The organism is Gimesia aquarii, assembly GCF_007748175.1.
In the GTDB taxonomy this organism is placed as follows: domain Bacteria; phylum Planctomycetota; class Planctomycetia; order Planctomycetales; family Planctomycetaceae; genus Gimesia; species Gimesia aquarii_A.
The window spans coordinates 3,541,614-3,567,481 of the sequence record NZ_CP037422.1 but is presented as its reverse complement, the minus strand read 5'-3'; the positions used below and the strand labels follow the sequence as shown (position 1 = coordinate 3,567,481).

21 protein-coding genes are annotated in these 25,868 nt (G+C 46.9%); 10 read left to right on the top strand and 11 right to left on the bottom strand.

Annotation, left to right across the window (positions count from 1 at the left end; translation table 11 throughout):
* Positions 1-100: 100 nt before the first annotated feature.
* From V202x_RS13710 to V202x_RS13685, 6 genes are all read left to right on the top strand, one after another.
* A complete protein-coding gene (locus V202x_RS13710) occupies positions 101-397 on the top strand; it encodes a hypothetical protein (protein WP_145175725.1) in 297 nt (98 codons plus the stop codon).
* Positions 398-453: 56 nt separating this feature from the next.
* Positions 454-930, top strand: coding sequence for a hypothetical protein (locus V202x_RS13705; protein ID WP_145175722.1), 477 nt, complete (start codon positions 454-456; stop codon positions 928-930).
* 97 nt (positions 931-1,027) lie between these two features.
* Entirely contained in the window at positions 1,028-2,656 is a 1,629-nt protein-coding gene (locus tag V202x_RS13700; protein ID WP_145175719.1) for a hypothetical protein, read from the top strand.
* Positions 2,657-2,659: 3 nt separating this feature from the next.
* A complete protein-coding gene (locus V202x_RS13695) occupies positions 2,660-2,980 on the top strand; it encodes a hypothetical protein (RefSeq protein WP_145175716.1) in 321 nt (106 codons plus the stop codon).
* Positions 2,981-3,003: 23 nt separating this feature from the next.
* Entirely contained in the window at positions 3,004-4,575 is a 1,572-nt protein-coding gene (locus V202x_RS13690) for a zonular occludens toxin domain-containing protein (protein ID WP_145175713.1), read from the top strand.
* Entirely contained in the window at positions 4,493-5,521 is a 1,029-nt protein-coding gene (locus V202x_RS13685) for a hypothetical protein (RefSeq protein WP_197993382.1), read from the top strand. Before V202x_RS13690 ends, V202x_RS13685 begins: the two co-directional genes overlap by 83 nt.
* Positions 5,522-5,838: 317 nt before the next feature.
* On the opposite strand, the gene V202x_RS13680 is transcribed toward V202x_RS13685, so the two are convergent.
* From V202x_RS13680 to V202x_RS13645, 8 genes are all read right to left on the bottom strand, one after another.
* On the bottom strand, positions 5,839-6,810 hold the full coding sequence (locus V202x_RS13680; RefSeq protein WP_145175707.1) for an acetyl-CoA carboxylase carboxyltransferase subunit alpha: 972 nt from the start codon (positions 6,808-6,810) through the stop codon (positions 5,839-5,841).
* 94 nt (positions 6,811-6,904) lie between these two features.
* Positions 6,905-8,413, bottom strand: a complete 1,509-nt coding sequence (locus V202x_RS13675; protein WP_197993381.1) for a serine/threonine protein kinase — start codon at positions 8,411-8,413, stop codon at positions 6,905-6,907.
* Positions 8,414-8,606: 193 nt separating this feature from the next.
* Positions 8,607-9,734, bottom strand: a complete 1,128-nt coding sequence (locus V202x_RS13670) for an efflux RND transporter periplasmic adaptor subunit (RefSeq protein WP_145175702.1) — start codon at positions 9,732-9,734, stop codon at positions 8,607-8,609.
* Between the two features lie 156 nt (positions 9,735-9,890).
* Positions 9,891-10,622, bottom strand: coding sequence for a YiiX/YebB-like N1pC/P60 family cysteine hydrolase (locus V202x_RS13665; protein ID WP_145175699.1), 732 nt, complete (start codon positions 10,620-10,622; stop codon positions 9,891-9,893).
* Positions 10,623-10,842: 220 nt separating this feature from the next.
* The gene (locus V202x_RS13660; RefSeq protein WP_145175696.1) at positions 10,843-11,961 is read right to left on the bottom strand and encodes a methyltransferase; all 1,119 of its coding nucleotides are present in this window, start codon (positions 11,959-11,961) and stop codon (positions 10,843-10,845) included.
* Between the two features lie 96 nt (positions 11,962-12,057).
* Positions 12,058-13,308, bottom strand: coding sequence for a class I SAM-dependent rRNA methyltransferase (locus V202x_RS13655; RefSeq protein WP_145175693.1), 1,251 nt, complete (start codon positions 13,306-13,308; stop codon positions 12,058-12,060).
* A 144-nt stretch (positions 13,309-13,452) separates the two neighbouring features.
* Complete coding sequence (locus V202x_RS13650; RefSeq protein WP_145175690.1) at positions 13,453-13,926, bottom strand: response regulator; 474 nt, start codon at positions 13,924-13,926, stop codon at positions 13,453-13,455.
* Between the two features lie 176 nt (positions 13,927-14,102).
* The gene (locus V202x_RS13645) at positions 14,103-14,753 is read right to left on the bottom strand and encodes a glutaredoxin family protein (RefSeq protein WP_145175687.1); all 651 of its coding nucleotides are present in this window, start codon (positions 14,751-14,753) and stop codon (positions 14,103-14,105) included.
* A 375-nt stretch (positions 14,754-15,128) separates the two neighbouring features.
* On the opposite strand from V202x_RS13645, the gene V202x_RS13640 reads away from it, so the two are divergent.
* Positions 15,129-17,951 carry a serine/threonine protein kinase gene (locus V202x_RS13640; protein WP_145175684.1) on the top strand — a complete coding sequence of 941 codons (2,823 nt, stop codon included), beginning with the start codon at positions 15,129-15,131 and terminating at the stop codon, positions 17,949-17,951.
* An 11-nt stretch (positions 17,952-17,962) separates the two neighbouring features.
* Here the strand turns inward: V202x_RS13640 and V202x_RS13635 are convergent, their stop codons facing one another.
* Positions 17,963-19,057 (bottom strand): serine hydrolase domain-containing protein, encoded by a 1,095-nt coding sequence (locus V202x_RS13635; RefSeq protein ID WP_145175681.1) that lies wholly within the window; start codon positions 19,055-19,057, stop codon positions 17,963-17,965.
* Positions 19,058-19,311: 254 nt separating this feature from the next.
* Between V202x_RS13635 and V202x_RS13630 the strand changes: the two genes are divergently transcribed.
* Both V202x_RS13630 and V202x_RS13625 read left to right on the top strand, forming a co-directional pair.
* The gene (locus tag V202x_RS13630; RefSeq protein WP_145175678.1) at positions 19,312-20,430 is read left to right on the top strand and encodes a mandelate racemase/muconate lactonizing enzyme family protein; all 1,119 of its coding nucleotides are present in this window, start codon (positions 19,312-19,314) and stop codon (positions 20,428-20,430) included.
* Between the two features lie 69 nt (positions 20,431-20,499).
* Positions 20,500-21,246 carry an SDR family NAD(P)-dependent oxidoreductase gene (locus tag V202x_RS13625; RefSeq protein WP_145175674.1) on the top strand — a complete coding sequence of 249 codons (747 nt, stop codon included), beginning with the start codon at positions 20,500-20,502 and terminating at the stop codon, positions 21,244-21,246.
* Positions 21,247-21,255: 9 nt separating this feature from the next.
* Here V202x_RS13625 and V202x_RS13620 read toward each other — a convergent pair whose 3' ends face one another.
* Positions 21,256-22,419: an FG-GAP-like repeat-containing protein gene (locus tag V202x_RS13620; RefSeq protein WP_145175671.1), complete on the bottom strand. Its 1,164-nt coding sequence runs from the start codon at positions 22,417-22,419 to the stop codon at positions 21,256-21,258.
* 164 nt (positions 22,420-22,583) lie between these two features.
* A complete protein-coding gene (locus V202x_RS13615) occupies positions 22,584-24,023 on the bottom strand; it encodes a DUF1501 domain-containing protein (protein WP_145175668.1) in 1,440 nt (479 codons plus the stop codon).
* A 324-nt stretch (positions 24,024-24,347) separates the two neighbouring features.
* On the opposite strand from V202x_RS13615, the gene V202x_RS13610 reads away from it, so the two are divergent.
* A complete protein-coding gene (locus V202x_RS13610) occupies positions 24,348-25,847 on the top strand; it encodes a PQQ-binding-like beta-propeller repeat protein (protein ID WP_145175666.1) in 1,500 nt (499 codons plus the stop codon).
* Positions 25,848-25,868 lie beyond the last annotated feature (21 nt).

Genomic DNA, 25,868 nt, shown 5'->3' with positions numbered 1-25,868 from the left:
TAAAACTGCTAAAAAACATGCGTGGAAAAATTCAATCTGACGATACAGGGCAGGGGAGTATATTTGATTCTGTTTCTATTCCGAATGGGGAGATTGAGTTTTGAGCATTGGTGACCTTGTAAGTGCAATTGGTTTAAGTGCCGGTATTGCAACAGGTGCGTTGATACTGGCTGACATCGTTATTCTTGTCTTGGCCGCGTGGATGGGTTTTAAAGTTGTTAAATACGCGGCTTCGTGGTTTAGTGATGGCTCAAACGGTCTGAATCTTATTGGCATGTTGATCGCGTGGCGAGTGCCGGGGGCACGTTGGGCGATTGCTTCCATGATGGGAACAAATCAGGCAGCCAAAAGTTCTTACAGTTACAAACGACGGCGAAAATTCAAGAAAAAATCTTGAGACGTCGGACGGGCAGGGGGGCGAACTTTAAGAAAGAAAAAAAGAAAAAAATATGCATGGAAAATCAAGACCTGACGATTTCTCTTTTTGTCGCGTTGTTACTTCCAGTTCTTGAAAGTGCAAAAAATGGATATCGCTGTCGATGCCTTCTCGTTAGCAAGCTTTCTGATCAGTGCAGGGTTCATCATGTCAGCCGCGATTCATTTTTTGGTATTTACTCTCTCAGGCTGGAAAAGTTTTTTCTTCTGCAAATGAAAAGGGAGTTTGATTTGAATTTTGTTCTTGCTAAGTGTAAAGCCAATTTCTACAAAGCGCTTTACGTCGTTCCTGCATTGCTTGCTGTGTTATCCCTTGGTTCGCCTGCACAAGCACAGGGCCTCACTGTAACCGATATCACTTCAGCCGTTGATGTTGGTTCTCTTATTCAGACGGGGGCCGGTGAACTAGCAACCATTGTTGCGGTTGCCTTGATTGCCTCTATCGGCTTCATGATTGTGAAGTATGGCATACGTTGGTTCCGTGGCGTAGCCTGATTTTTTTGTGTTCCATCCTTGATGAAAAGGGGCGGGGTGTTTTCGGGGGGTTCCGATTTCTTCCTCGTCCCTTTTTTATGTAAACAGGAAACTTCGCATGGATGCGGAATTGAAAGAATATCTTGACTGGCTGCTGTTGGTCGGTGTGTCGATCGCGATTACTTCCGGTCTGAATGTAGGTCAAACGATGTGGGATTTAGTTCGTCGTGCCGCACGCGAAAAAAACTGGTGGTTGGTCTTCTGTGCCTTTCTGTTTGTGATGCCTGAAACTTCTCAAGCTCAATGTTTTGATGACAGTGTGGAAGATATGCAGATACAAACCTTTGGCGAGGGGGTTGTGGCTCCTGTTTATGGGGTTCAAGCTGTTTATACTCGGCTCGATTTGACGAATCAGCGTTATGTTGAAGTCTCTGAAGCTCTCTGTGGTCCTAATGGTTGTCATTATTCTTCACGCGGTCAACTCTGTTCCATTGGCGATACTTCCATGACTCAACATTGGTGGGCCGTTCAAGGTTTTCCCTCTTCTAATTTGGCACAGTCTTACGGATTTAATAATACTCCGAACGGTACGATTGGCAGTGCAGCGTATCAATGCGATTGCAATGGAACTCCCAGCGGTTGTCCTCCCGGTCATACCTGGGATGGTCAAAGCTGTGTCCCTGACAATCCGTTGCCTCCTTGCGGGCCGGGTTATATTCGTGATGACCTCGGTTTTTGTAATCCCGATCCTAATAACCCGCCTGATCCTTGCGGGCCGGGATACATTCGTGACGAATTTGGTCAATGTAATCCTGATCCTAATAACCCTCCTGATCCTTGTCCGCCAAATCATACACGTGATGAGTTTGGTACTTGTAATCCTGAACCATGCCCGCCGGGTCATACAGCGGATGAAAACGGAAACTGTATTGAAGATCCATGTCCACCGGGTCAAAGTCGTGATGAGAATGGACAGTGTGTAGACGATCCCTGTCCTCCGGGGTTTAGCCGTGATCAGAACGGGGAATGTGTTGAAGATCCGTGTCCGAACGGGCAGGGGAGGGATGAAAACGGCGACTGTGTACCGCTTCCTTGTCCTAATGAGGGTGAAGTCCGCGACATTGACGGTAATTGTGTTGTTCCCTGTGCAAGAGATGAGGTTCGCGATGAAAACGGCAACTGTGTGCCGGGCGAATGTCAAGAGGGGTACTATCGCGACGAATCAGGCCAGTGTGTGCCGGGTTGTCCTGAAGGTCAAACCGCCGATGATGACGGGAATTGTCAATGTCCTGAAGGGACCGAACATAGCGAAGACGGTCTCAGTTGTGTGACTCCTCCGTGTGAAGATACAGACGGGGACGGTTGCTGTGACGAAATCGATCCTGATCCCGAAGATCCTTCTTGTGGTTGTACTCGTACCGAAACGGATACGTGTGGCGAATGTCCAGAGTGTGAAAAGACAATGGACAGCGTGTTACAGGATTACATCGATTTGTTTATGCAGTTTGGCGTTGATCTTACACCGTTTCAAAGTACGGGGGATGTCGGCTTGAGTTGGGTGATTCCGTTACCGCAACGTTTATTTTCATCCGGCACGACACTCGTACTTTATTCGGATGAAAGAAGTATGGATGCAGGGCCAATTAAAACGGCAGTCGGTACGGCTCGTGCTGCCTTCCGGAATATCTGTCTTACAATTTTAGTCTTACTTTCTGTTCGGGCCATTATGAGAATTTTTATGGGGTAAAAAATGCTAGACGATCTGTTTAATTATGCATTCGGCTTTGGTGAGTGGTTTGACAAGTTGATCAACTCGTTGTTGTGTTGGTTCTCACAAGCCTATTGCTGGTTCTTCACTGTGATGACGGATTATGTGTATGCTGCTGTGGCGGCATTCGTGCCAACTGAGCCGGGTTGGTATACCGTCGATATCAGTTCTTTTGCCACTTACTATCAGGCGTGCAATGCTTGGTTGCCATTATCTGAGGCGGCGTTAGCTGTCGCCTTTTGGGCGGGGATTTATATTCCGTATCGCTCATTGCAATTCGTGGTTGCATTCTTCATTTCTTAAGCTGAATTTTTCAAGGAGGAAAGATGGCTTATCGTGATCAATTAATTATCACTGCGGCACCGTCGGGAACAGGGAAAACTTATGTTCGCGGTGTTTGCTACATTGTCAAAGTATTCTTGCCTGATGAGTCGGGGGTTTTGTATTCGAATTATCCGCATGATATCCCCGCCATTCAGGAACACTTTAAAGGGAAGATTGGGCCGGAAGAAATCGAGCGTCGTTTGCAACGTATCCCGCGTGACGTTTTAGATTCATGGATGAATGACGGTTGCGGTCCGTGGGATTACTTCGCCGGGAAAGACGTGAAGGGGGCACACATCGCCATTGATGAGGTGCATAATTACTTGCATAAAAAAAGTAGTACCTCTCATGTTCAACTCTGGAAAAAATTCCTTGGTGAAATTCGAAAACGTGGTGCCACGATTGAGCTGTTGACGCAAGCTCAAAATAAGCTGCCTTCTGATCTGTTAACTGAAGCCGCCTTGCTGATTCGTTTGGTTGACTCTCAGTCACTACAAGATCCCTTGTTCAAAATTGAGTTGGCTGACTGGTACGAAATGCTGGCTTGTTATACCGGGATTTATCCGGCGGCCGTGTGGGAAATCAGGGAGCATCTAGTCGGCACAAAGCACGAAGAAATTTCGCGTCGAAAGTGGCGGCGGGATAAATATTTTTTCAAGCTCTACAATTCTTACAATGATACAGAAGATGGAGAGCAGGGGATTGGGGAACCTCCTCCTAAAATGTATCAGAAATTAAATTTCATCGCCCTTCACTGGTGGTTTCTCAAGAAAAACTTCGAGTCGGTTTTGCCTCGCGTCTTGGGCGTTGCTTTTGCTTTCTGGCTCGTCTCTGGCGGCTTTGTGATGGTCATGAATTATTTCATGGGGCGTATGATGGATACCGCAAAGATCACTGCAAAATCCAAAGTAGGAAAAACACCTGGCGTTGATTCACAAACATTAGCACCTGATGATGAAAATCTCGGTGAATGGGTCACGATTAAACAGCGTAAAGAATTGCAAGATCAATTGGCGTTAGAAAAACAACGCTCTGAATCGTTACAGAAGTTTCGAGATGATGTGAATAAAAACATTGCCGAAATGAAACGGCGTGGTGATCGTATCGGAATGTTATTCCGTGACTACGCGGTGACGGAATCGGGGCGAATGGTTCGTAAGGGAGACGACATTTACACATACATGGGATTGAAAATTATAGATCGGATTAACAAGGATGAGGGTAACGTTTATTTTACTGATGGTGGCTTGTACCACGTTGGGCAGCACACTCGCCGGTTGTCGAACAAGATCGAAGCACTCACGTCTCCAACCCTTCAAACAGTACTTGACGGAACTGGTGGAGGAAGTCAAAGAACAGGACGAAAACGACTCACAGAAGCAGAACGAAAACAGCGTATTAAATTTCAAGGCAGACGCCCAACCACTTTATACACTCCTGCAAGTGATTTCGAAAAACTCAGGGAAAACAATCGTCGCCGATCAGGCTCTCATGAATCAGCCGGTCACTCTGGAAGTCATCGACCAATCCCTGACGTCAACGCTCTCAATGGTGGCTCGTCATCTCGGCGTTGATGTTGCCAAAAATGGCGACGTTTATTTTTTGGGGACTCTCAAGCCGGAAGATTTAGGAGTTTTGGTGCGTCGGGTTCGACGGTTGGATCAGGAAGCATTACAACGAAGTTTGGAGGCGGTACTCACGACAAATGGTAAAGTTCATACGCTGGCTGATGGGATTGTTATTGCGTCAGATTCTGTGGAGGTTCTCCAGAAAGTTGATACGGTCATTGATGCGATTCATAGCAGTGCGGCGGTAAGTTGGGCCGTGCAATTGTACGTGGTTTCGATGACCGATAAGGATGCGAGAGATTTAGGCTTTGATTTGGCACCGGCGGTTGAGGTTTCTTATTCGTTAGCCGCCCTGACCTCTGGTAATCTGGTCGAGCTTGGGAAGATTGAAGCAAAGTTTGATGCCATTTTACGGGCCTCTGATTCGAGATCTACATTAAGGACAATGGCCGAACCGATGTTTTTACTAGCTGATGGGGAAACCGGGACATTTCACAGGGGTGATTCTGTGCCAGTTCCTAAGCGAACCGTGACCGATCAGGGGACTGTTTCCATCACTGGATATGATCAAATTGAGGCAGGGGTCTCCGTTGATGTTCTCGTTCGTGAGGTGACCGATAGCGTGCTGCGTCTGGAAGTGGAATTAAAGCTAGATGAGATTGTGGAATTGTTAAATGGTGAAGCCCCCTTCTTGTCTGGTGAGAATTATAGGTGCAATTCTCTTTTGCGTTCTGGACGCGTTTCTCTCATTGGTTCATTAGAAAGGTCGCGTACGAAGGACATCGCGTCACAGTGGCTTAAATGGGGTTCAGGGAGTGAGAAAGAAAAGTCGATAGTCCAGATATGGGCGAGGGCTTACCGTGTTGATTTGAATGAAAAGCCGAACGAAAGAGCGAGCGGTCCGAGCGAGCGAATGAGTGAGGCTTGGAGTCCTGACTTACTTGATTTTTGATTGTTGTTTTTAGTCTTATTTTGGCAGGTTAGAAATGCTGAACAGTATGGCTTATTTTGAGGTCGTTTTTACTTCGTTTTTGTGTGTCTTTTTTGGTGTTATTTCCAACCTTTTTTATGGCCAAATTAATATTAACCTTGCAAAGGAGAAGAGAAAGAGCTATTTTCGACAGACACTGTAAAACTAGGCTTTTTTGAAAATTGAATTTAACATAACGGACATTATCGGACGTTCGTGGTAGAGTGCTATTTCTAGTATTGAGGTGTGAAGTCACTGTTTCTTGCAGGCCAGTGAGTATGCTTGAAACCGGAGTGGTATTACTCGATTTCCCCTGTTTCGTTGAACATGCCGATCTTACGAAATTTCTCGTAGCGGAGATCGACTAATTGATCGCTGGGAAGCTCCTTCAACTCCTTCAGATTGGCTGCTAATGAAGCCTTCAAAGCAGTCGCCATTTGACGATGATCACGATGTGCTCCCCCCAATGGTTCTGGAATGATTTCGTCAATGATTCCCAGGTCGAACAAGTTCTGGCTGGTAAATTTCAGTGCGTTGGCGGCTTCGTTGGCGAATTTAACATCTTTCCACAAAATGCCTGCACAACCTTCAGGGGTGATGACAGAATAATAAGCGTATTGTAAGACGGCAATACGGTCGCCGATTCCGATTCCCAATGCTCCCCCAGAGCCACCCTCGCCAATCACCACACAGATGATGGGGGTTTTCAGTAGCGACATTTCTCTAAGGTTGACTGCGATGTTGTAGGCTTGACCGTGTTCTTCTGCTTTGATTCCCGGATAAGCGCCTGGCGTATCGATCAAGCAGATGATGGGTATGCCAAACTTTTCCGCCATCTTCATTTTGGAAAGTGCCTTACGATAACCTTCCGGATGAGCACAGCCATAAAAGCACTCGGTACGTTCTTTTAAGCTACGGCCTTTTTGTTGACCAACGAACATAACTTTTTGTCCGTCGAGCTTGGCAAAACCAGTCAGGATAGCACGATCATCACCCATGGCTCTATCGCCGTGTAATTCTACGAATTCATCAAAGACCAATTCGAGGTAATCCAGGGTTTGGGGACGTTCAGGATGGCGGGCAACCTTTACGGTATCCCAGGCATCAAGATTCGCAAAGATCTCGCGTTTCATGCGTGTGATTTCCAGACGCATATTGCGGATGGCATCTTTGGTGTTGGGGGTAGGATCCGGTTCCTGTTCGATTTTTTTGAGCTGTTCTTCCAGATCGTAAATGGGACGCTCGAATGGAAGCTGATTGATGACAGACATGTTTTGCTAGGCCACGTATAAAAAAAGAATGTGTTTATGTAAAGATGCTAGGTATTTTGCAAGTTGCAAGCGATTAATGCAAGATTTTATATTTTTAGATCACGTCTGGCAATTCATCCATAAAAGGAAGATCATCATCGTTCTTGTTTTTTTTCTTGCTCTCGGCGGTCTCCTGAGGTTGCTGAGCCGGTGGTTGTTGCGCTGCTGGGGGTTGCTGCGCCTGTGGTTGTGGCTGCGGTGCCTGAGTTGGTGCCGGCGCGACAGGAGTCTGTTGTGGTGGCATGCCAGGTTGCGGTGGTTGATGCTGAGGATACGGTTGTTGTGGTTGCTGCGGATGACCTGGTGGAGGATAAGCTCCCGGAGGCAGGGGTTGTCCTTGTTGTTGTGGTGGGTGCATCACAGGTTGCCCTGGCATTGGTTGTCCCGGCATGGGTTGCGGTGGCATCTGATACCCGGGCATTGGTTGGGGTGGATACATTGGTTGCTGATACTGTGGCGGGTATCCCCCCGGCATAGGCTGAGGTGGTGGCGGTTGTTGCTGGGGTTTCTTTTCTTTGGGAGGTTCTGGCTTTCGTTTCGGCTTGGCGTTGGCTTTACGTTCGGCTATTAATTGCTCAGCCAGTTTGGGGTCAGCTTTAACCAGTTCCGATAAGCGAGCATCCGCGCGACTGTCCAGTCGCTTTTCTTTCATCGATTCCTTTTCTTCTTTATCTGCTTGCGCTTTTTCCTGAGCGATGACTTCTGAAATTTCTGTTTTGAATAATTTCATATTCCTCATGGAAGAAACGATTTCATCCATTGATTGAAATCGGTCTGCAGGTTTCTTAGCCAGCATCTTCAGTACGAATTCATCAAATTCGGGTGACACATTCGGATTAATGCTCGAAGGAGGTACAGGGCGTTCTGAAATATGTTTTAGAAGAACTTCTTTAGGATTTTCGCCATGAAAGGGAGTTTTTCCAGTGAGGATTTCGAAGATCGTGATTCCCAGGCTATAAACATCCGCTTCCGGACCGAGTGGGAGTTTCTTAATTGTTTCTGGTGCTATGTAAGAGCGTGTGCCCTGAACGGTTTTGGGTTTTCCAAACAACTTACCAATCCCTTTGGCAACGGGTACGGCGAGTCCGAAGTCGATGACTTTGACTTCCGAACTTTTACTGATCAGAATATTTTCGGGCTTGATGTCTTTGTGAACCCAACCTTTTTCATGCATGTGCCCGAGTGCCATCGCTGTTGACTCTACCAGCTTTCTCAGCCGTGATTGTACGCTGAGTTGGTCAGAAGACATTTGCGAACGTAGATTGGGAGCGCGAAAATAATCCATCAGCAAATAAATATGCTTTTTGGATTTCACAAATTTATGAAGAAAGATCAGATTGGGATGATCCAGGGATCCAGCCACTTTTGCCTCGAGCTTCATCGTGGCAACCACTTCCGGTTTTTTCATAGGCTCTGGGAGGAGTCGTTTCATCGCAAAACTGGTCGTTCCACCCTGTTCTTTTACTTCCCAGACTTGCGTCGTGGTGCCATCGGCGATGAGATTGACTAATTCATATTCATCGACAACATTTTCTGCTTCTGCTGTTTCCGTTGTTTCTGCCATCGCGCAACCTCTAGCTTTTGAACGACTCAATGCACTGTTATTCGAAATCATTGCCATTGACTACAATGATCTATCATAAACTGAGTTCGTTTTTAGATGTGATGTGACTCTTATGAACTCAGACAATTGATCTGAAACATTTTCTCACAGCTTATAGTGTAACGAGGTCGAGCCCCTAACGGAACAATGGAATCTAAAAGCTGACCTTTTTTTCAGTTGGTTTTGAAGGAGAACGGCCTGTCGTTTTTCTCTGGGTCGGCTCTGGCTTGCCGACTGTCAGCTTGGGTTGCACTGCAGTTCCATCCGGTAGTGGTTGTGATGTGCTGACTATGATCTCATCATCTTTATTGAAAGCAGCTGAGACAAAGAGCCGTTCTGGGCCGATCTGACCCAGGATTTGGGGAATCAGATCTCTGATCACATTTTCACGAACAATCTGAATTGTTCGTTTTCCTTCAGGGGTGTTCTTGACGGAAATGGTAGGGATTTCCGCAATCGGATAGCGTGGAATCAATGCCACATTCACTGCCTGACCTGGCCGAAACTGATTCCCATTATTATTCAAAATCACGACAGCCGAGGTGATGGAATTCCCCAGATCTCTGAGCTTTTCAAATTTTGGGGCGAGAGGAAGTATTTGGTCAACAGTGGCTTGAGCTGTCTGTTCTTCGACATTGAGATTAATGCTGGTGCCTTTTTGCGCCTGTTCGCGTTCCAATGGGATCTCAACTTGAAGTTTTGAAGTGTCTCCCAATTCCAGAAGTGGCTCCCCTGCTCTGACGAAGGCACCTGGCGCGGCGAAGATTCGGAAGATCTCTCCTTGAAATGGCGCGCGGATATTGGTTTGCTCTAATCGAATGTTGGCGATTTTCAATTCTGCCTCGGCCAGATCCACTTTGGCTTTGGCAATTGCTGTGGCTTTGCCTGTTGCATTTTTTTGTTCCTGTTTGGCCAGTTCCAGGGCTGCTTCTGCGCGCGTGACTTCGGCTTCCGGGATACTGGAATCCAGACGAACTAAAACCGCTTTCGATGTTGGTTTCTCTCCTGACTTGACATCAACTGCATGCACAACGCCATCGATCGGCGAAGATATTACGAGTGAACGTACCGGTTTTAAATTCAACGGAACGTAATAATCACGTGGATGCCTGAGTGAGATTGCTTCTCGCTCAATCGAAACAGTCTGTGGCCCCTTAGTATCTTTCTGTGCAGAGGTAGGAGTGACTGATAGCAAAATCGCTACAATCAGGGAATAGCAGAGGCACTTTTTAATACAAGACACAGACAAGACTGCTTGTTTATCACGGAGGAGCTTCAACATAATCGCGCTTTCGTCTACGAACTAAGTCACACATGAGCAAAAGTTTCTTCGTAGATTTTCGCTAACAATCCCTGCACTTTCAAGCAGTGTTTACTGATCTTTCCCTGATTTCGAAGAAGATGTTGTAAGCTTTTTTGTAAGCAGAGCTACAGATTCTTATTGGCAGAAGACCCATCCCCGCAATTTAATACAACAGGCAGAAGTACAGTTTTTGGTATCAATCCAGAGTTGATGGCACCAGCCACTCGATTTTTCTGACACGCGCGGTGGTCGTTTCAACTCGAAAGTGACGGAGGGAGTATAGCGATCTGATTTGACGATCCCCGTGACTAAAGAAGCCGGAGAGACTTTGGCGGGGGCATTCGCTTTCATCAAATTGCAAGCAGATAATGCGTCGATGGCGTATTCCGCACAATGGATTCCCTTAGCTCTGCTTCCGGTCAAATGATGTTTGATTGAATAAGGCGTTCCCAATTTTTGATCCAGATAATGCTCATATTCAGCTGTCATGGATGGATTAAATTTCGTCTTTGGTTGAAAGATATGAATCGTAGCGGGACGTTGTGTATTCAAATAATTTTTCAGTGTCAGGCAGCGGGCCCCTGTTCCATTCATGCTGTCGTAAACTAATGGTTCGCCATTTCGGATCACAACCATTGCGACATGCGTATAAGCACTTTTTGTGTAAATGCGAACTGCCAGACAGTCTCCTTTGCTGAATAGCAGAGTGCCTGTCTGAACGCGGGAAGAAAGTGAATCGGCCAGTTGGTCGAAAGTTGTAAAATTAGTTGTCATTTGTGGTTTTTCAGCCTGGGCAGGTGGCTGCTCATTTTCATGGGGAATTAGTGGCGCGGAAGCCAGGATCGTAATAGACAGGAATAATGACATAACAGTCTCCTTCTGAAAAGATCAAAACCGTGTTTGTTATGTTCAGATGCAATTGTGCGAGGAATTCTCGAATCTCAGTTAGTTAAATCGATTTTTCCCCCTTCGTGATTCGTAGTTAACGAGTGATTCTTGAAAAAAGATTATAATAAAATCAGCGAAAATCAGAAAATGATGGCACACTGAAAAATTATTCTCACCACAAAACCTGATTTAACGATGATTAATATTGCAGATCTGACGTAGTATGAGCCGACTTTTTTGCGCTCAACATGAAGTGATGTGTAGAGCCGTCGATTGCAACATCGGTGAATAGATCAAGCAAACGATTCGCGTACCATTGATATTGTTTGGTAGAAAACTGTAACAGACCTCCTGGCTTCAAGGCACGCAGACTCATCTGTAAGAAGGCCTCTCCCTGATCTTCGCTCGTGAAATAGGATTTACACGCGAGAACATAATCGTAGGTTTCTGGAACGATGCCCTCTCCTTCTTTGTGTAATTCCACACGAACGTTAGACAAATGATTTTTGGCTATCCCCTGCTCTGTGCATTTCACAGCGCGTGCATTACTGTCAATGGCGTGTACGGTTGCGGTTTCATGACGAGCTGCTGCAACAAACGCAACAATGCCAGAACCACAATCAACGTTTAAGATAGTTGTCTTATCAGAAAGTTCCATGAGGTTAGTCAAAGCACGCGCACTTTGATTGGGACGACGGTGGCTGAAGACGCCAGGTTGCGTAAACGCATGCAACAAGTGATCGCTATCACGAATGACTGTTTCATCGAGAAAGTCTTTTTTATTGGAGAGCGTTTTCTGTTTTTTGCCTTGATAGATGATTCCAAAGTCAGAAACGATTCTCGTCACTTTGCTGAAGAGTGACTTCAGAAATTTATGATATTCGTAATCTTTGATGCGAGGCGAAGCAATGGTCAGCATGCCTCCAATTTGCAGGCAGTGAACGGCAGAGAATGTCAAATCTCGCACATACTCGTCGGAATACTGTTCCGAGAGCGGTAAAAGTGCCGCGTCATATTTACTTTCAGGAAAATCGTTGTCGCAGAGCGCATTCCATTCAATCGAAAGCGGTTGTTCTTCCTGTAAGAGACGACATTTTTGCTGAATGCGGTTGCTAATCGTTTTATCAAAACTGAAACTGTCAACGCAGCTGTCTGGCTGGGCACGTTGTATCATTTGTGTTGTGAGTGGCTGTAAATTTGATTGAAAGCAGAGTGTGTGCTTGGCTTGCCACTCAGGTGCCAAATAGTCCAGCAGCATCTGTTCCGGTGCTGGAGCCATTTTTTTCGAACGTTGTTTCTTTTTAGATTTGCGTGACATAGTATTTCATTTTAGAACGCTTATCAGTTCTGCAAGAAGTGTGAATGGTGGCGGAAGTTGTCAACATTTCAAACGTGTTTCATTGGGATTCAATGATTATAAAACACGGCAGATCAAACATGTCAAGTAATGGTTCTCTGGACAACTGGGAGAAACGGGATGGTCGGCGGGTTGCCCACGCTGTTCCAGAATCTGGACATGTCGTCGCGTATGTTGTGAAACTGAAGACAGCATCTGCTGAAATTCTGACTGGCTGATCAGTCCCGAACAACTGCAAGTAACCAGAATGCCTCCTGGTTTCAGAACATCGAATGCCAAACGGTTCAAGCTGAAGTATCCTTTCAGGGCCTGTTTGATTCCGCTGCGATGTCGCGCCATTTTGGGGGGATCCAGAATGACCGAATCGAATTGTTCTCCTTCTGCTTTTAACTGTTCGAGTACTGCGTATGCTTTTCCAGTTTGGAATTGAATTCGATTACCTACACCATTCAGTTCTGCATTGGCAGTGGCCTGTTCGATGGCGGATGGTGAAGAATCGTAGGCGAGAACTGATTGTGCTTTGCCATGAATCACTGCATTCAGAGCGAAGCCTCCCGTGTAGCAATGCATCTCCAGCAGGCGGTGCCCTTTCAGGTACCTGGCTGCTGCCAGACGATTTTCGCGTTGATCAAGATAAAACCCGGTTTTTTGTCCCGTCACCATGCTCATGCCATAACGAACTCCATTCTCTTCGAGAAAGAAATGTTCGGGAGGTGCTTCGCCATCGAGCAGCTGATCAGAGACTTCCAGACCTTCCGATTCACGCATCCCTTTTTCGGTACGTAACCAGATTCCCCTGGGTTGAAATCTTTTTTTGAGAAACTGGATTACCAGTTCCTGTTTTTGTGAGAGTGCCAAACTGGAAAATTGAACTAGAAACCATTGGCCATAACGGTCAATGGTCAGTCCTGAGAGTTGATCTGCTTCACTAAAGACCAGTCGGCAACCAGTGTTTTCAAACTGATCCAACAAGCCGACTGTTTCGCGCAGTGCAACTGCCTGCTCCAGTCGATGTTCCCAAAAGTTTTCATTCAGGATTTGCTCTTCTTTCCACGCATACAGGCGGACTCGAATGTTGCTATTGGGATTGTATAGTCCGCGAGCGATAAATTCTTTCTTATCTGATTGCAGGATCACCTCATCACCGGCTTGAGGAGATCCCTCAATTTTCGAGATCGCTCCGGCAAAGACCCAGGGATGCCGACCAAAGAAAGGGAGTGCACGTCTTGGTTTGAGAGTTACACATGGTGTTGAAACTGTTTCGGTAGTGACTGTCAAGTCGGACCCTATTGGGTTTGAATCAGTCATGAGAGATTTCTATTCAAAAAGCATCGGTAGAATTTTAGCGTCTATCGAAAAGAAAAAAGGGCGATCACTAACGGAATTGACCGGAAATGAACTGGATTGATGATTACGTGCGCAGGTCTTGTTAAAGACAAACCACGTTGAGTTTTATGATTCACTGGAAGTGGAATTAGGTGTGCGTTCCACTTCCGCAAGGTAAGCCAGCAATCGATCCCGCTCATTTGTCAAATGTCTGACACGCAATAGAGAACGGACCCGCGTGGTTAATTCAATTCGATTCACAGGCTTGGTTAAAAAATCATCACAGCCAGCCTGCACGGATTTTTCAATATCTCCCATTTCATTCAATGCCGTGACGACCAGAATGGGAATATCTTTGGTCTCTTCATTTTGTTTCAGCTGTGCGCAAACTTCATAGCCGCTTAGTTTAGGCATCATGATATCCAGTAAGATCAGATCAGGCTCAATTTCAGTGACCTTCTCAATTGTTTCTTTGCCGTCATATGCCATGAAGGTTTCATAACCTTCATCCAGCAGATATGCGTCTAATAGCTCGCAATTCTGATGATTATCATCAGCGATGAGTACTTTTGAATTCTTCAATGAGATTTCAGACGACATGATCTTTAACCCGTAGTATTAGATAGAAGGAATCGCTGGCCCTTTGGGTCAGCCTGAAATGCCAACCCATGCTTCCTATGTGCAATTTAACTGATTTAACGTAGAATCACAACAACCTGTAAACCGAATTTCCCGGTAGTGAATTGTTTTTCTGGCTGTGATCGTTTCCGTCAGGTTCAAGCGCACCGGCAATTACTACCACATCCGCTCGATTTGAGCTGTGTTGGTTCTGGCTTACAGCCGCAGCCTTGTTTATTACAGCCACAGCTTTTCTTCAAAAGCTCTCTGGCAGGTGATGCTACGATCAGACGACGAAGCAACACTTCATTGATGCGTCCGCGGAATCGGATTTTGCCATCAATCAGTACGACGGGGACACATGTGCCAAATTTTTCCACAAGTGCCGGATCACTATAGATATCAATCAATTCCACTTGAGGCAGATAGGCGGAGTAATCTTCCAGGATCTCGGTTGCTTCTTCGCAGAGGGGACAGTTTTCTTTTGTGTATACCGTGAGTGTCTCAAAGCGCTGTCCAGGCTCTTCCGGGATCCAGTCTCTGGTTTGCTGGGGTTCGTACTTACGTTCTCCCTCTTTCATTTCCGAACTGGAAATTTGCTTTAAAATCGCAATTCCGCCGAAGGACAAACAGAGTGCCAATAGCTTCCACACAGTTGGATTCTGAAACCAGGAACGGGGCATGGTAAAGGGGAGCCAACTCGTACCTGTCAGAGAGAGAGCAAAAATACCTAAGCCCAGAAATAACAAGGTGTTCCCCAAAACAGAGAGTCCTTGTGGAAGTTCTTCTTTGCGTGCAGTCGTGCTCATATCGTGTTTCCTGGTTTATACTCTTTTCTTGGACTTTTTTAGCGTATTCTGCCCGTCATCTCTAAACTATTAATCGAATTTCTACTCAAAATATTATAGTGAATTGCTGCGCTTTTTGAATCTCTTCCCAGTTTTATCCAATTTCGTTGTCATGATTCAGGCAAAATTAAGCTCATTCAAGATAGTGTTCAAATTGTATAGATGTCGCATTGAACGGAAAAAGTGCTTCTGCGAGCGCTCCATTCATTAGATGTGATTCAGGAGATTCCTTAAACCAATACTGGTCAGGCATTAAAACGGATGCTAGAGTGTTATTATTACCTGGCTGAGTAAATAGAGATTCATCGAAGGACACGTTGAGCGAATTGGTAGAGAATGGCGGGAAAACTAACGGCCGAAGGTTTTTTAAACCTGGTAAAACAAAGCGGTCTGGTTTCGGTCGATCAGTTGAAAAAACTTCTTTCCGAATATCAGGAAAAAGGGGTCAAGCTGGGCGAACCTGCTGAGATCGCAGAGGAGCTGATTCGGCGTTCGTTGGTAACCAGATGGCAGGCTACCAAGTTACTACAGGGAAAGCATAAAGGATTTTTCCTTGGAAAATATCGCCTGTTGGATCTGGTTGGTAAAGGGGGCATGAGTTCGGTCTATTTGGCGGAACATGTGCTGATGCGTCGTCGTTGTGCCATTAAAGTGCTCCCCTCCAAACGAGTTAATGACGCTTCTTACCTTGCCCGCTTTCATCGTGAAGCGCAGGCGGTCGCACTATTGGATCACCCGAATATCGTGCGGGCTTACGATGTGGACCATGAAATGGAAAATGAAGCGGAAATTCATTTTCTGGTGATGGAATATGTCGATGGTCGGGATTTACATGAGATCGTGAATAAGAATGGACCTCTCGACTTTCGAGACGCCGTGAATTACATCCGGCAGGCGGCCAATGGTTTGGCTCACGCGCATGAAGCAGATATGGTACACCGGGATGTCAAACCAGGAAATTTGCTGGTTGATTCTAAAGGGGTCGTCAAGATTCTTGACTTGGGGTTAGCTCGTTTTTTTAACGAAGGTGAAGACAAGTCACTGACAATCGCGCATGATGAAAAAGTATTGGGGACGGCTGACTATCTCGCGCCCGAGCAGGCCATTGACAGCCATATGGTAGATTCCCGTGCGGACATCTATAGCCTGGGTTGTACTTTATCGTTTTTGTTGACAGGTCATCCCCCCTTCACCGAAGGTACGCTCGCGCAGCGATTGATGGCGCATCAAACGAAAGAGCCACCACCTATCACTGATGACCGGCCCGATACTCCTGAAGATTTATTGTTGATCATTAATAAAATGATGGCAAAAGATCGCGAGGAGCGATACCAAACTGCAACTGAAACGGCGGAAGCCTTATATGAATGGTTGCAGAAAAATACAGACGATGAGTGGCGACAGAATAATGTGAGTAGTGGTGTCGGTTCCGGGGTTGGGTTAACTCAAAACAGTTCCGGAGTTCAAGAGCAACAGAAAAAAAATCCCGAACTGGCTGCGTTCCTCTCAAATTTGCAGGATGAACCAGTCGTTCCCCAGACAAGTGATTCCGGTAATTTGAAAAAGACGAAGAGTAGTCCTCAGCTTGAGCAGCCAAAAAAGTCTTCTTCCGATGTTCGAGATTCCTCCATTGTGCAAGAAAATAAAATCGGTACCGGATCAACGCGCATTTCTAATGTTGCAGAAACAAAACCTGGAAGTGGTGCAAAAGCTGCTGCACCGGCAGTTGCCGCAAAGGCCAAGCCGATAGCAAAGCCAGTCAAGAAACCTGCGAAGCGACCTGTCAAAAAAGCAATTCCTGTTGCCGAAGCCCTACCAGGTGATTCGGTTGTTATGGAAGCTGAACCGGATGAAGTTGAAGCAGAGTTAGTTGAAGAAGCGACGGCTTCCGATTCCTTTCTCGATGCAATTCCCGGCAGCGATCGTCGGTGGTTTCTCCCTGCTATCGCGGGAGGCGGAGTAGGATTGTTGTTGATAGTGGGGGTTGTGATGTATGCGTTGAAGGGGGAGGGTGACGAACCAAAGCCTGAAGACGCACAGACTGTCCAACCAGAACCAACACCAGACAAGCCTGCAGAACCAGAATCATTACCAGAAGAAATTAAAGTTGGGCCAGAGGAAGATTACAAAACGATTTCTGCTGTTCTCAAAGACATTCAGATTGTCTTCGGGAAAACTTTTGGTGTGGATAACAAACATTATACGATCAAAGTTGCTGCCGGGCAGGAATTAAAAGAGCGGATCAGTATTGATAATTCTCAATTAAATTATCCCAAGGGAATTACGATTGTTGCCGACCAGGGAAAACCAGTGATCTTGGCTCCTGAGGGGCCTGAGCCAATCATTCAGCTACAGGGAATTGAAGGTCTCACAATCGAAGGTTTTCTGATTAGAGCACAAGGCAAAAAAGTGGCCATTCAATTAAATGATTATCTGGTTGGAACGCGATTGAAAAATTTGAAGATAAATGATTTTCAAACTACAGGTATTCTGGCCGATGGAGTGAGTGGACTTGAAAATGAGCCACTGCTCCTGGAAAACCTGAAAATCAAAGCGGGTAATCCACAGGCAGTTGGTGTCCATTTTACTGGTGCGACGAATAGTGGGATTGTTGTGTCCAATCTGCGTTGTTTGAAAACGATGCAAACGGGCATTCAATACTCATCGACAGTGAAAGACACCCATATCAAGGAATCCATTTTTTCAGAGACTGCAACCGGGATACGTTTTGAGTCCTTGGGATATGATTTTATTAACTTGAAACTGACGAACAATACCTTTTTTATTGTGAACTCAGGGATTGTGATTACGGCGATGCCCGGACCCAATAGCGAAGCGATTCAGATTTCCCGTAATCTGTTTGCAACGCTTGAAGGCCCAGAAGCAACTGTCGAACAACAGAACGATCCCAAAGTCTGGGCAAAGATTTTAACAGCTCAGGAAAATTATTCTTCGCGAACCGCGCCAAAACCACTTCCCGCTGACGCATTGGATCTCTTCAAAAATAAAGGGAAGCGGGGCGATGCGAATTTGAGCAATTTCGTTTCGACAACACCCGGAGATGAAAAATTCCTCTCCCCTGCCCCGGATAATCCTGCTCGTAAAGTGGCCGGGACTCCCGGTGGCATGAAACCTTACGTAGGGGCTGTCGCACCGTAAAATCTGATTTGTCAAATTAATTTGAGGTCTTCGTAAATCGCCTCATTGATTTCTTTCGCACGGCGTTGGTGTTTTGGTTCGCCCGGTCTACCATTCGCGACAACAGCGACGACGAGCTCTTTTTCAGGATCGGCAAAGGCAATCGAAGATTGTGAACCACCATGCCCAAATGTATTTTCCGAAGCGTACTTTCCGAACCCGTATGGGACGGTAGTTTCGCCGTAACGGTTTGAATTAATGATAAAGCCGAGTCCATAATCGATAATGTGTTGCAGCGTTAAATCGAACTGGTCGATACGATGCCGGCTGGTCATCGTCTCAACAGTCTGAGGTTCAAACAGAGGTATTCCCTGATTCAGCAGGCATTCATAAAACCAGCCCAGTTCCCGAATCGGGCCTCGTGCATTCCCCCCCGGTGAAGGTTTCACACAGCGCGGTGCTGAATGCCAGTCGGTCAGTTGCATCTCTCCTTTTTCTCGCTGATAGACGTAGGCAATGTTGTCTTGAATCGTTTCAAAGACTTTATCGGGTACACCCAGCCAACTCTGGTTCATGTTTAGAGGTTCCAAAATCAGATCCCGGATCAGTTCGGGATAAGGTTGTTCCATGATGCTTTGCAGGATTTCTCCTAAAATAAACCAACTGGATGAAACGTGGTAACCGGCTGTTTTTCCGATTTGCCAGTTTTCTTCAAGTGGTGTAGTGCATATGCGTTGGATCGTCTCTTCCCAATCCGATTCCGGCCAGCCTGTTTCGACTATTCGAAAGCCAGCTGTATGGTTAAGAATGTGTAGTAAGGTAATTGTTTCTTTGCCGTGTGCGCCGAATTCAGGAATAAAACGTGTCACTCGATCGTCAAAATTCAGTTTTCCCAGTTCCGCTAGGCGTGCAATGGCCATCGCTGTCAGCGGCTTTCCCGCAGAGAGCCAGAGATTAATAGTATCTGCAGTCATGGGAATTTCGGGGCGTGCCTCTCCTACACCGGCGTCTGCAATGACTTCGCCCTGCAATGAGACATAAATTTGCACTCCCGTGTGCAACTCGTTTTCGATGCCGCTCATTATCCGTTGAAAGGTCAATGGAAGACGATCTTCGAGGGACGACACAGGCAACTCGCTTTCAGATAAGATGAGGAGAATTCAATATGTACTTGAGGTTGCTTTTAGCGGAATCGATACGGCAATTCAACCATCACAGACTCGCAGCATTCGTTGTTTAATGGTTTCAAGTAATAATGCAGGGAAACGCAGGCTCTTGATTCCTGTATGAAATGGGATTTGGTATCATTATTGACTTATTCGATAATAGGCTCAAGTTGATGAAATAATGACTGACAACTGGGAACACAAGCGAGAGCATCATGAAGATTACCGCGATTAAAACCTACCCTGTTCGTATTCCTCTCAAACCCGAACGCCGCATGATTTCAGCACTCGGCAAACACGATGTTTCCCAATATCTGGTATTGCGAGTAGAAACAGACGCCGGTATTGAGGGAGCCGGTGAAGCAACAGTCATCTCACGCTGGAGTGGTGAAACGGTCTGGGGGGCACAGGCCATTGTTGATCGCATCTTTACACCGTTATTGCTGGGACATGATCCGTGTGACATTGAAAACGTGAATTTGATTATGGATCGAATCGCACAGGGAAACTGGTTTGCCAAGTCCGCAATCGAGATGGCCTGCTGGGACATAAAAGGGAAAGAAGCAGGCCAACCGGTCTATGAGTTATTGGGAGGTGCTGCGCGGAGTCGTTCGATCAAGTGTCGCTTTTCAATGGGCGCGTATGCTTTGGAACGAGCAGAACGTCGAACTAAGGAACTTGTGGCTTCCGGATTTAGTACGATCAAAGTCAAAGTGGGTACCAATCCGGATGAAGATGTCGCTCGCGTCAAGCTGGTACGCGAAACAATGGGACCGGATTTGGAGTTAACCATCGACGCCAATGCGGGGTGGGATGCAACCACCGCGATCGCGGCAATGGAACGCATGGCTGACTGTAATGTGGTGCTGTTTGAACAACCGACACCACGGGGTGACTTTGCCGCGCTCGCAGAAGTGCGACGTGCCATTCAACCAGAAATCATGGCCGATGATATTTGTTTTGATCTGGAGGATGCAAAAGAGTGTATTCGGAATGAGGCCTGCGATGTGATCAACGTTTATCCCGGTAAGAATGGGGGTATCAGTAAGACTGTCGCGATTGTGAAATACGCCGAGCAACACGGGATTCCTTGTAGTATCGGTTCCAATCTGGAACTTGATATCGCTTCCGCTGCGATGTGTCATTCGGTCGTTGGTTGTCCAAATATGAACATTGAGCAATATCCGGGTGATATTCTCGGTCCTGAATATCATGAAATTTCTGTTGTTAAAAATCCGCTCCAGATCGAAGGCCCGGTCATCACGATTCCTGACTTGCCAGGACTGGGAATCGAAGTGGATTGGGGAATCGTCGAAGTGAATTCAAACACTTAGTGATTTCAGCCAGCTTAGCGGAATTCTCTCTCAACTTAAAATAGAATAATTTAACGGAACAATTTACTCATGAATGAAAAGTACGTTGCATTGATTACCGGGTCAGCCACGGGTGTAGGACGTGCCTGTGCCCAGCGCTTTGCCGAAGAAGGCTTTGATATCGTGGTGAATTATTCCCGCAGTGAAGCAGAAGCCCTTGAAACGAAATTCCTGGTGGAGGCAGAAGGGGGAAATGTTTTACTCATTCAGTGCGATGTGAGTGATGATGCAGCCGTACAAGCGATGATTGGCGAAGTGGAATCTCAATGGGGACGTCTGGATGTGCTTGTAAATAATGCGGGTACGACTGAATTTATCGAACACAAGGATCTGGACGCAGTGACCGAGGAGATTTGGGACCGCATTCTGGGGGTGAATTTGAAAGGGCCGTTCTTTTGTGTTCGTGCGGCAGCACATTTATTACGGATCAGTGATTTGGGATCAGTGGTGAATGTCAGCTCCACCGCAGGCATTGATGGTCGTGGTTCGAGTGTTGCCTATTGTGCAAGTAAAGGTGGTTTAAATACGATGACTAAATCACTGGCCCGTGCTCTCGGACCTGAGATTCGCGTGAACTCCGTTTGCCCCGGTCCAATTGACAGCCGCTGGCTCAAACGAGTGATGACAGATGAACAACTGGCCGAAGAGACGTCGGGTTATCCGATTCCCCGCCCTTCTCTACCCGGTGACATTGCCGATACAGTGTTGTATCTTTCGCTAGGAACGACTCTGAGCACCGGACAGTTATTAGTCGTTGATGGTGGCAGGACGATGTAGAGTGTTGTCTTACTCAGATTGATTCCAGTAAATTTTCAAATTGTGTGAATTACGACCGGCGGCAACAATATCGATTTTCCCATCGCCGTTCAGATCGCCCAGTCGAATGTCTTCGCAGGCCATCCCGTTCTCATCGATCCAGGCAGATTTCCAAATCTTGCCTGAAGCGTCGGTCGACCAATAGACTTTGACCCCCACTTTCTGATCTTTGTTAGGAGAACGCCAGCCAGCCACGATTTCCTGACGCCCGTTTCCTGAGAGATCTGCGGTCGCAATTGCGTGGCCGGCTTTGATGTTCTCGTCAAGCACCTGTCGACCTGAAATCTCAGTTGGTTTCGTTCCAGATTGATACAATACCAGTTTGTCGCCATGCAGTGGTTCAATGGTTGTGATGAATTGGTTGAAGGGGGCTATGTGCCCCATACGAATTTCGCCGCTACCTTCGATGACAGGAAAACGTTCTTTTTTCCACTCTCCCTTGTCATAGGAAATCAGCATTGCGCCTTCACGACCTGCATAGAGAATCTCTTCTGCTTCTGTATGGGGATTCCATTGAGCGGGGTCAAGATTGTGTGTGACATGTAACGTGTCTTCGATCACCGTTTGCTTCCATTTGTCTTTGGGATTGGTGGGCTTCTCATAAGCAATCAACTTCACACCGGCACCTTCCCCTTTTTTATTTCCTTTGCCATGCAGGGGAGAAACAACGAGTGCAAAACGATTTTTTCCCAGCTTGACCCAACGCATACGATGAACAACGGGTTGATTGGGAAGTTTGATGGGATTCCATAACTGCGTTCGATCTTTGGGAGGTTCGAGATAGAAAACCGCTCCCGAATTCAGTGTATCGCCGGGGTTCCACTGTCCGCCGACTGCGATTTCGACTTTCCCGTCGCCGTCAATATCACGAGCTGCAATGCAAACATTATCTCGTTCGGTCAAATTTTCAGCAATCACATGCCGTTTCCAGGTGGGATTCTGATACCAGACGAATTCTTTCTTATCTGCCAGTAGGATGTCTGGTTTTCCATCGCCGTCCACATCGCCAATGGCGGTGCCATAACCGATTTCAACCGTATCATCAATGGTTTGCGGTTTGAATTTTGGTGCGTGGTTCGCAGAAAAACAAACGTTTGTTATAAACAGGCAGGCAATGAATGAAAGATGTTTCATCGGAGAAACCTTTTAGCGGCAGGAAAAAATCTGGTTGTTGGGGTCACTATTATGATTGGAGCCGATCTGATCTCGGATTGCAAGGAATTCACGAAATGGAGAGACAAACGATGAGAGGAATGCCAGTCCTCACAGCTGCAAGAGAGTGAATTCTACCAGTCTGCTCAACTAAATAACTGTTTGAGTGGTTCCCCATCTTCGTTGATTGGAACCGGGCGGTTCAGCGCATCGGGTAACATTAAGCCCGGGTCAATGCCCATGGCCCAGTAGATGGTGGCGGCCAGATCTTCCGGGCTGACAGGATGTTCAACCGGTTTGGAAGCAAGTCGGTCAGAGCGTCCGTAAGTGGTACCTCCTTGAATGCCGGCACCGGCGATGAGAGCCGGGAAGAGTTGGCTCCAGTGACCGCGGCCCCAGGAATTGTTTGGTTTGGGAGTGCGTCCCATTTCTCCCATGGCGATCACGAGTGTTTCGTCCAGCATACCTCGTTGATCCAGATCCGCTAATAACGCAGCGGCTCCTTGATCGAACGTAGGCAGTAAATGGTGCTGCACATCATCACTGTTGCGGTGCGAGTCCCAGCTATAACCGTCTACACAATCATAGTGCACGGTGACAAAGCGAACGCCTGCTTCAACCAGTCTGCGCGCCATCAGGCAGGACTGACCAAAGAGATGACGTCCGTACTGATCACGGAGTGATTCTGGTTCTTTTTGAATATTCAAGGCATTGCGCGTGCTGTCCGAAGTCAGAAGTGCCAAAGCACGTTGACGAAACTGGTCAAAGATCTGTGAGTCGGCCTTGTCAAAATTTCGCTTCATATGGTCAAAGTGTTTGAGTAGCGCGATGCGACGACGGATCGTTTTGAGAGGCACTTCTGGTGCAAGCCCTTCGATCTCATAACTTAATTCTTCATCAGTGCAGTCACGCCAGTAAGGATTGTCTGTTGAGTCCCGTTGATCGACGGTCGTTGTCAGTGGATTATATGCACGCCCTAACCAACCTGCATATTCACCCGGTCGAAGGTAACGACCACCCGCCTGCAAACGTCCCAGACGATTGGGGACTACCGAGTAGTTCGGCAGATCACGTTCCAATCCTCCCGGTGTATGTTGAGTCAAATATTCCACGACCGAACCCACCGAAGGCCAGTCTTTGGGAGTGGCGTCAAAGCCCGCGCCGATGGGAATGTGCCAACGTTTTCCGGTTTGAATGTAATGGCCGCCGCCACTGTGATCATTGAATGTGTGAGTCATGCTGCGAATGACAGAATATTTATCAGAGACATTGGCCAGGTGTGGCAAATGTTCGCTGATGAGTAGCCCGGGGGTACGGCAGTCGATTGATTGAAACGGGCCACGAATTTCGCTGGGAGCTTCTGGTTTGAGATCAAATGTTTCGAGCTGACTGGGACCACCAAACAGAAACAGAAAGATGACTGATTTTGCACGCCCCCCTTGAAAGGGATCGGCTATCTGTTTTTGTTCCGCCTGTAAGACCTTAGGTAGACTGAGGCCAAGCAGCCCGGCACCGCCCGTTGTAAGAAGTTCCCGTCGTGTAATTCCATTACCGGTTCGGCTTGGATGATTCAGGATCGAGAACATAGTAATATCCTTTCGCTTGTTTTAGTTTAGCACGTGATATTAACTCGGTCTGATGCTGCGAGGATAACTTGAGGTCGGTTTGATTATTCTGCTGCACCATTCTAACAACTGATCGGTTGTCTGTCTCTATGATATGTAGTTTTTTTTATATGTTTTTACAAGACGCAAAAAAGTAGTACAGAGCTGTGGGTTTTGGTGAAATGATTGGGTAGAGTTGATATCAGCTCTCTGAAAAGTTCGATGATGAATCCAACCACCATCAAATAGGAGAGAGTTCTTACAGCGCGACTTACCGGCTTCCATGATTTTCAGGAGAGACTACCAATGCTTTCGATGCGAAAACAGGCTGTGATACTTGCTCTAGTTACTTGTTGTTATAGTTTCCTGAATGAGACTGCTTTGTTACAGGCAGAAGATTGGCCACAGTTCCGCGGTCCGAATTGTTCGGGAGTTTCCACTGCGAAGAACGCGTTACCGGCAAAATTCAGCGATCAGGAAAATGTCATCTGGTCGGAGAAACTGGGAGATGGCATCGGTTGCCCTGTTGTTGCTGCGGGGCGTGTTTTTACCTCAGGTATGGTGGGAAAAGACAAAGTCGCACTGTATGCCTTCGATGCCGCGACCGGGAAAAAAATGTGGGAACGTGTCTGGAAGACCGGCGAACTGCTCGAGATTCATAAGACTAACAGCTTTGCCGCAACGACACCCGCTGCCGACGACGAACGCGTTTACTTCTACTTCAGTACGCTCGGCATGTTGGCTGTTGACGCAGAAACAGGAGCTGACATCTGGCAAAAGAAACTTCCTGTGCCTTATTTTGTATTCAAATGGGGGGCGGGTATGTCCCCTACGCTTTATAAAGATTTGGTACTCTTCTGTCAGGACGATGACCTGGCACCTGCGTTCTATGCATTCGACAAGGCAACCGGAAAGATTGTCTGGAAAGATGATCGCAGCGATCAGGCTGTGAACTATTCACATCCGGTGATTTGTGAAACTGACAAGGGCGACGAGATTATTGTTGCCGGAACCGGCAAGTTGATCGGCTACGATCCGAAAACCGGTAAGCGGCTCTGGAGTGCCCGTACATTGTTACGCAATATTAAAACGACCCCTGTCAGCCGTGATGGCATTATTTATGTAGCACTCCAAAGTGGTGGGATTGCCAATCAGTGGCTGGCTTCTATCGATCGTTGGGAGACGGGCAACAGCGATGGGAAAGTGACCAAAGACGAAATTCAGGCGTTTGTCGGCAAAGTCAAAGTACCCGAGGCCTTTTATAAAAAGACATTTGATCGGGGAGACCTGAATAAAGATGGTGCCCTGGAAGGCAAAGAACTGGACATCGCGTTTCTGCCACCGGGTAATGAGGCAGGTGCGAAGTTTGGAGAAGAACCGGCACAGCAGTTTATCCTGGCAGTGAAAGGTGGTGGTAGAGGTGATGTGACCAAATCACATTTACTCTGGAAACATCCAACCAAACACACCGACCACATTGTCTCGCCTTTAGTCACGGCAGATCGCATGTTTCTGGTCAAGGGAGGCGGGATTTCAACCTGTTATGAAGTGGGGAAAGGCAAAAAGCTCTGGGGACCCAAGCGAATTCAAAACGAAAGTGAATATTTCGCGTCTCCGATTTTCGGCGATGGGAAGATTTATGTCGCTGGCGAGAACGGCAAGATCGTTGTGTTGGAAGACGGCCCGGAGCAAAAGATTCTTGCTAAGAACGACATGGGCGATTCCATTCTGGGTACTCCCGCGATTGCCGACGGTCGGATGTTTGTTCGCACACGCAGCAAGTTGATTTGTGTGAGTGAGAAGTAGGGTTTGGAATGCTGAGGTTGT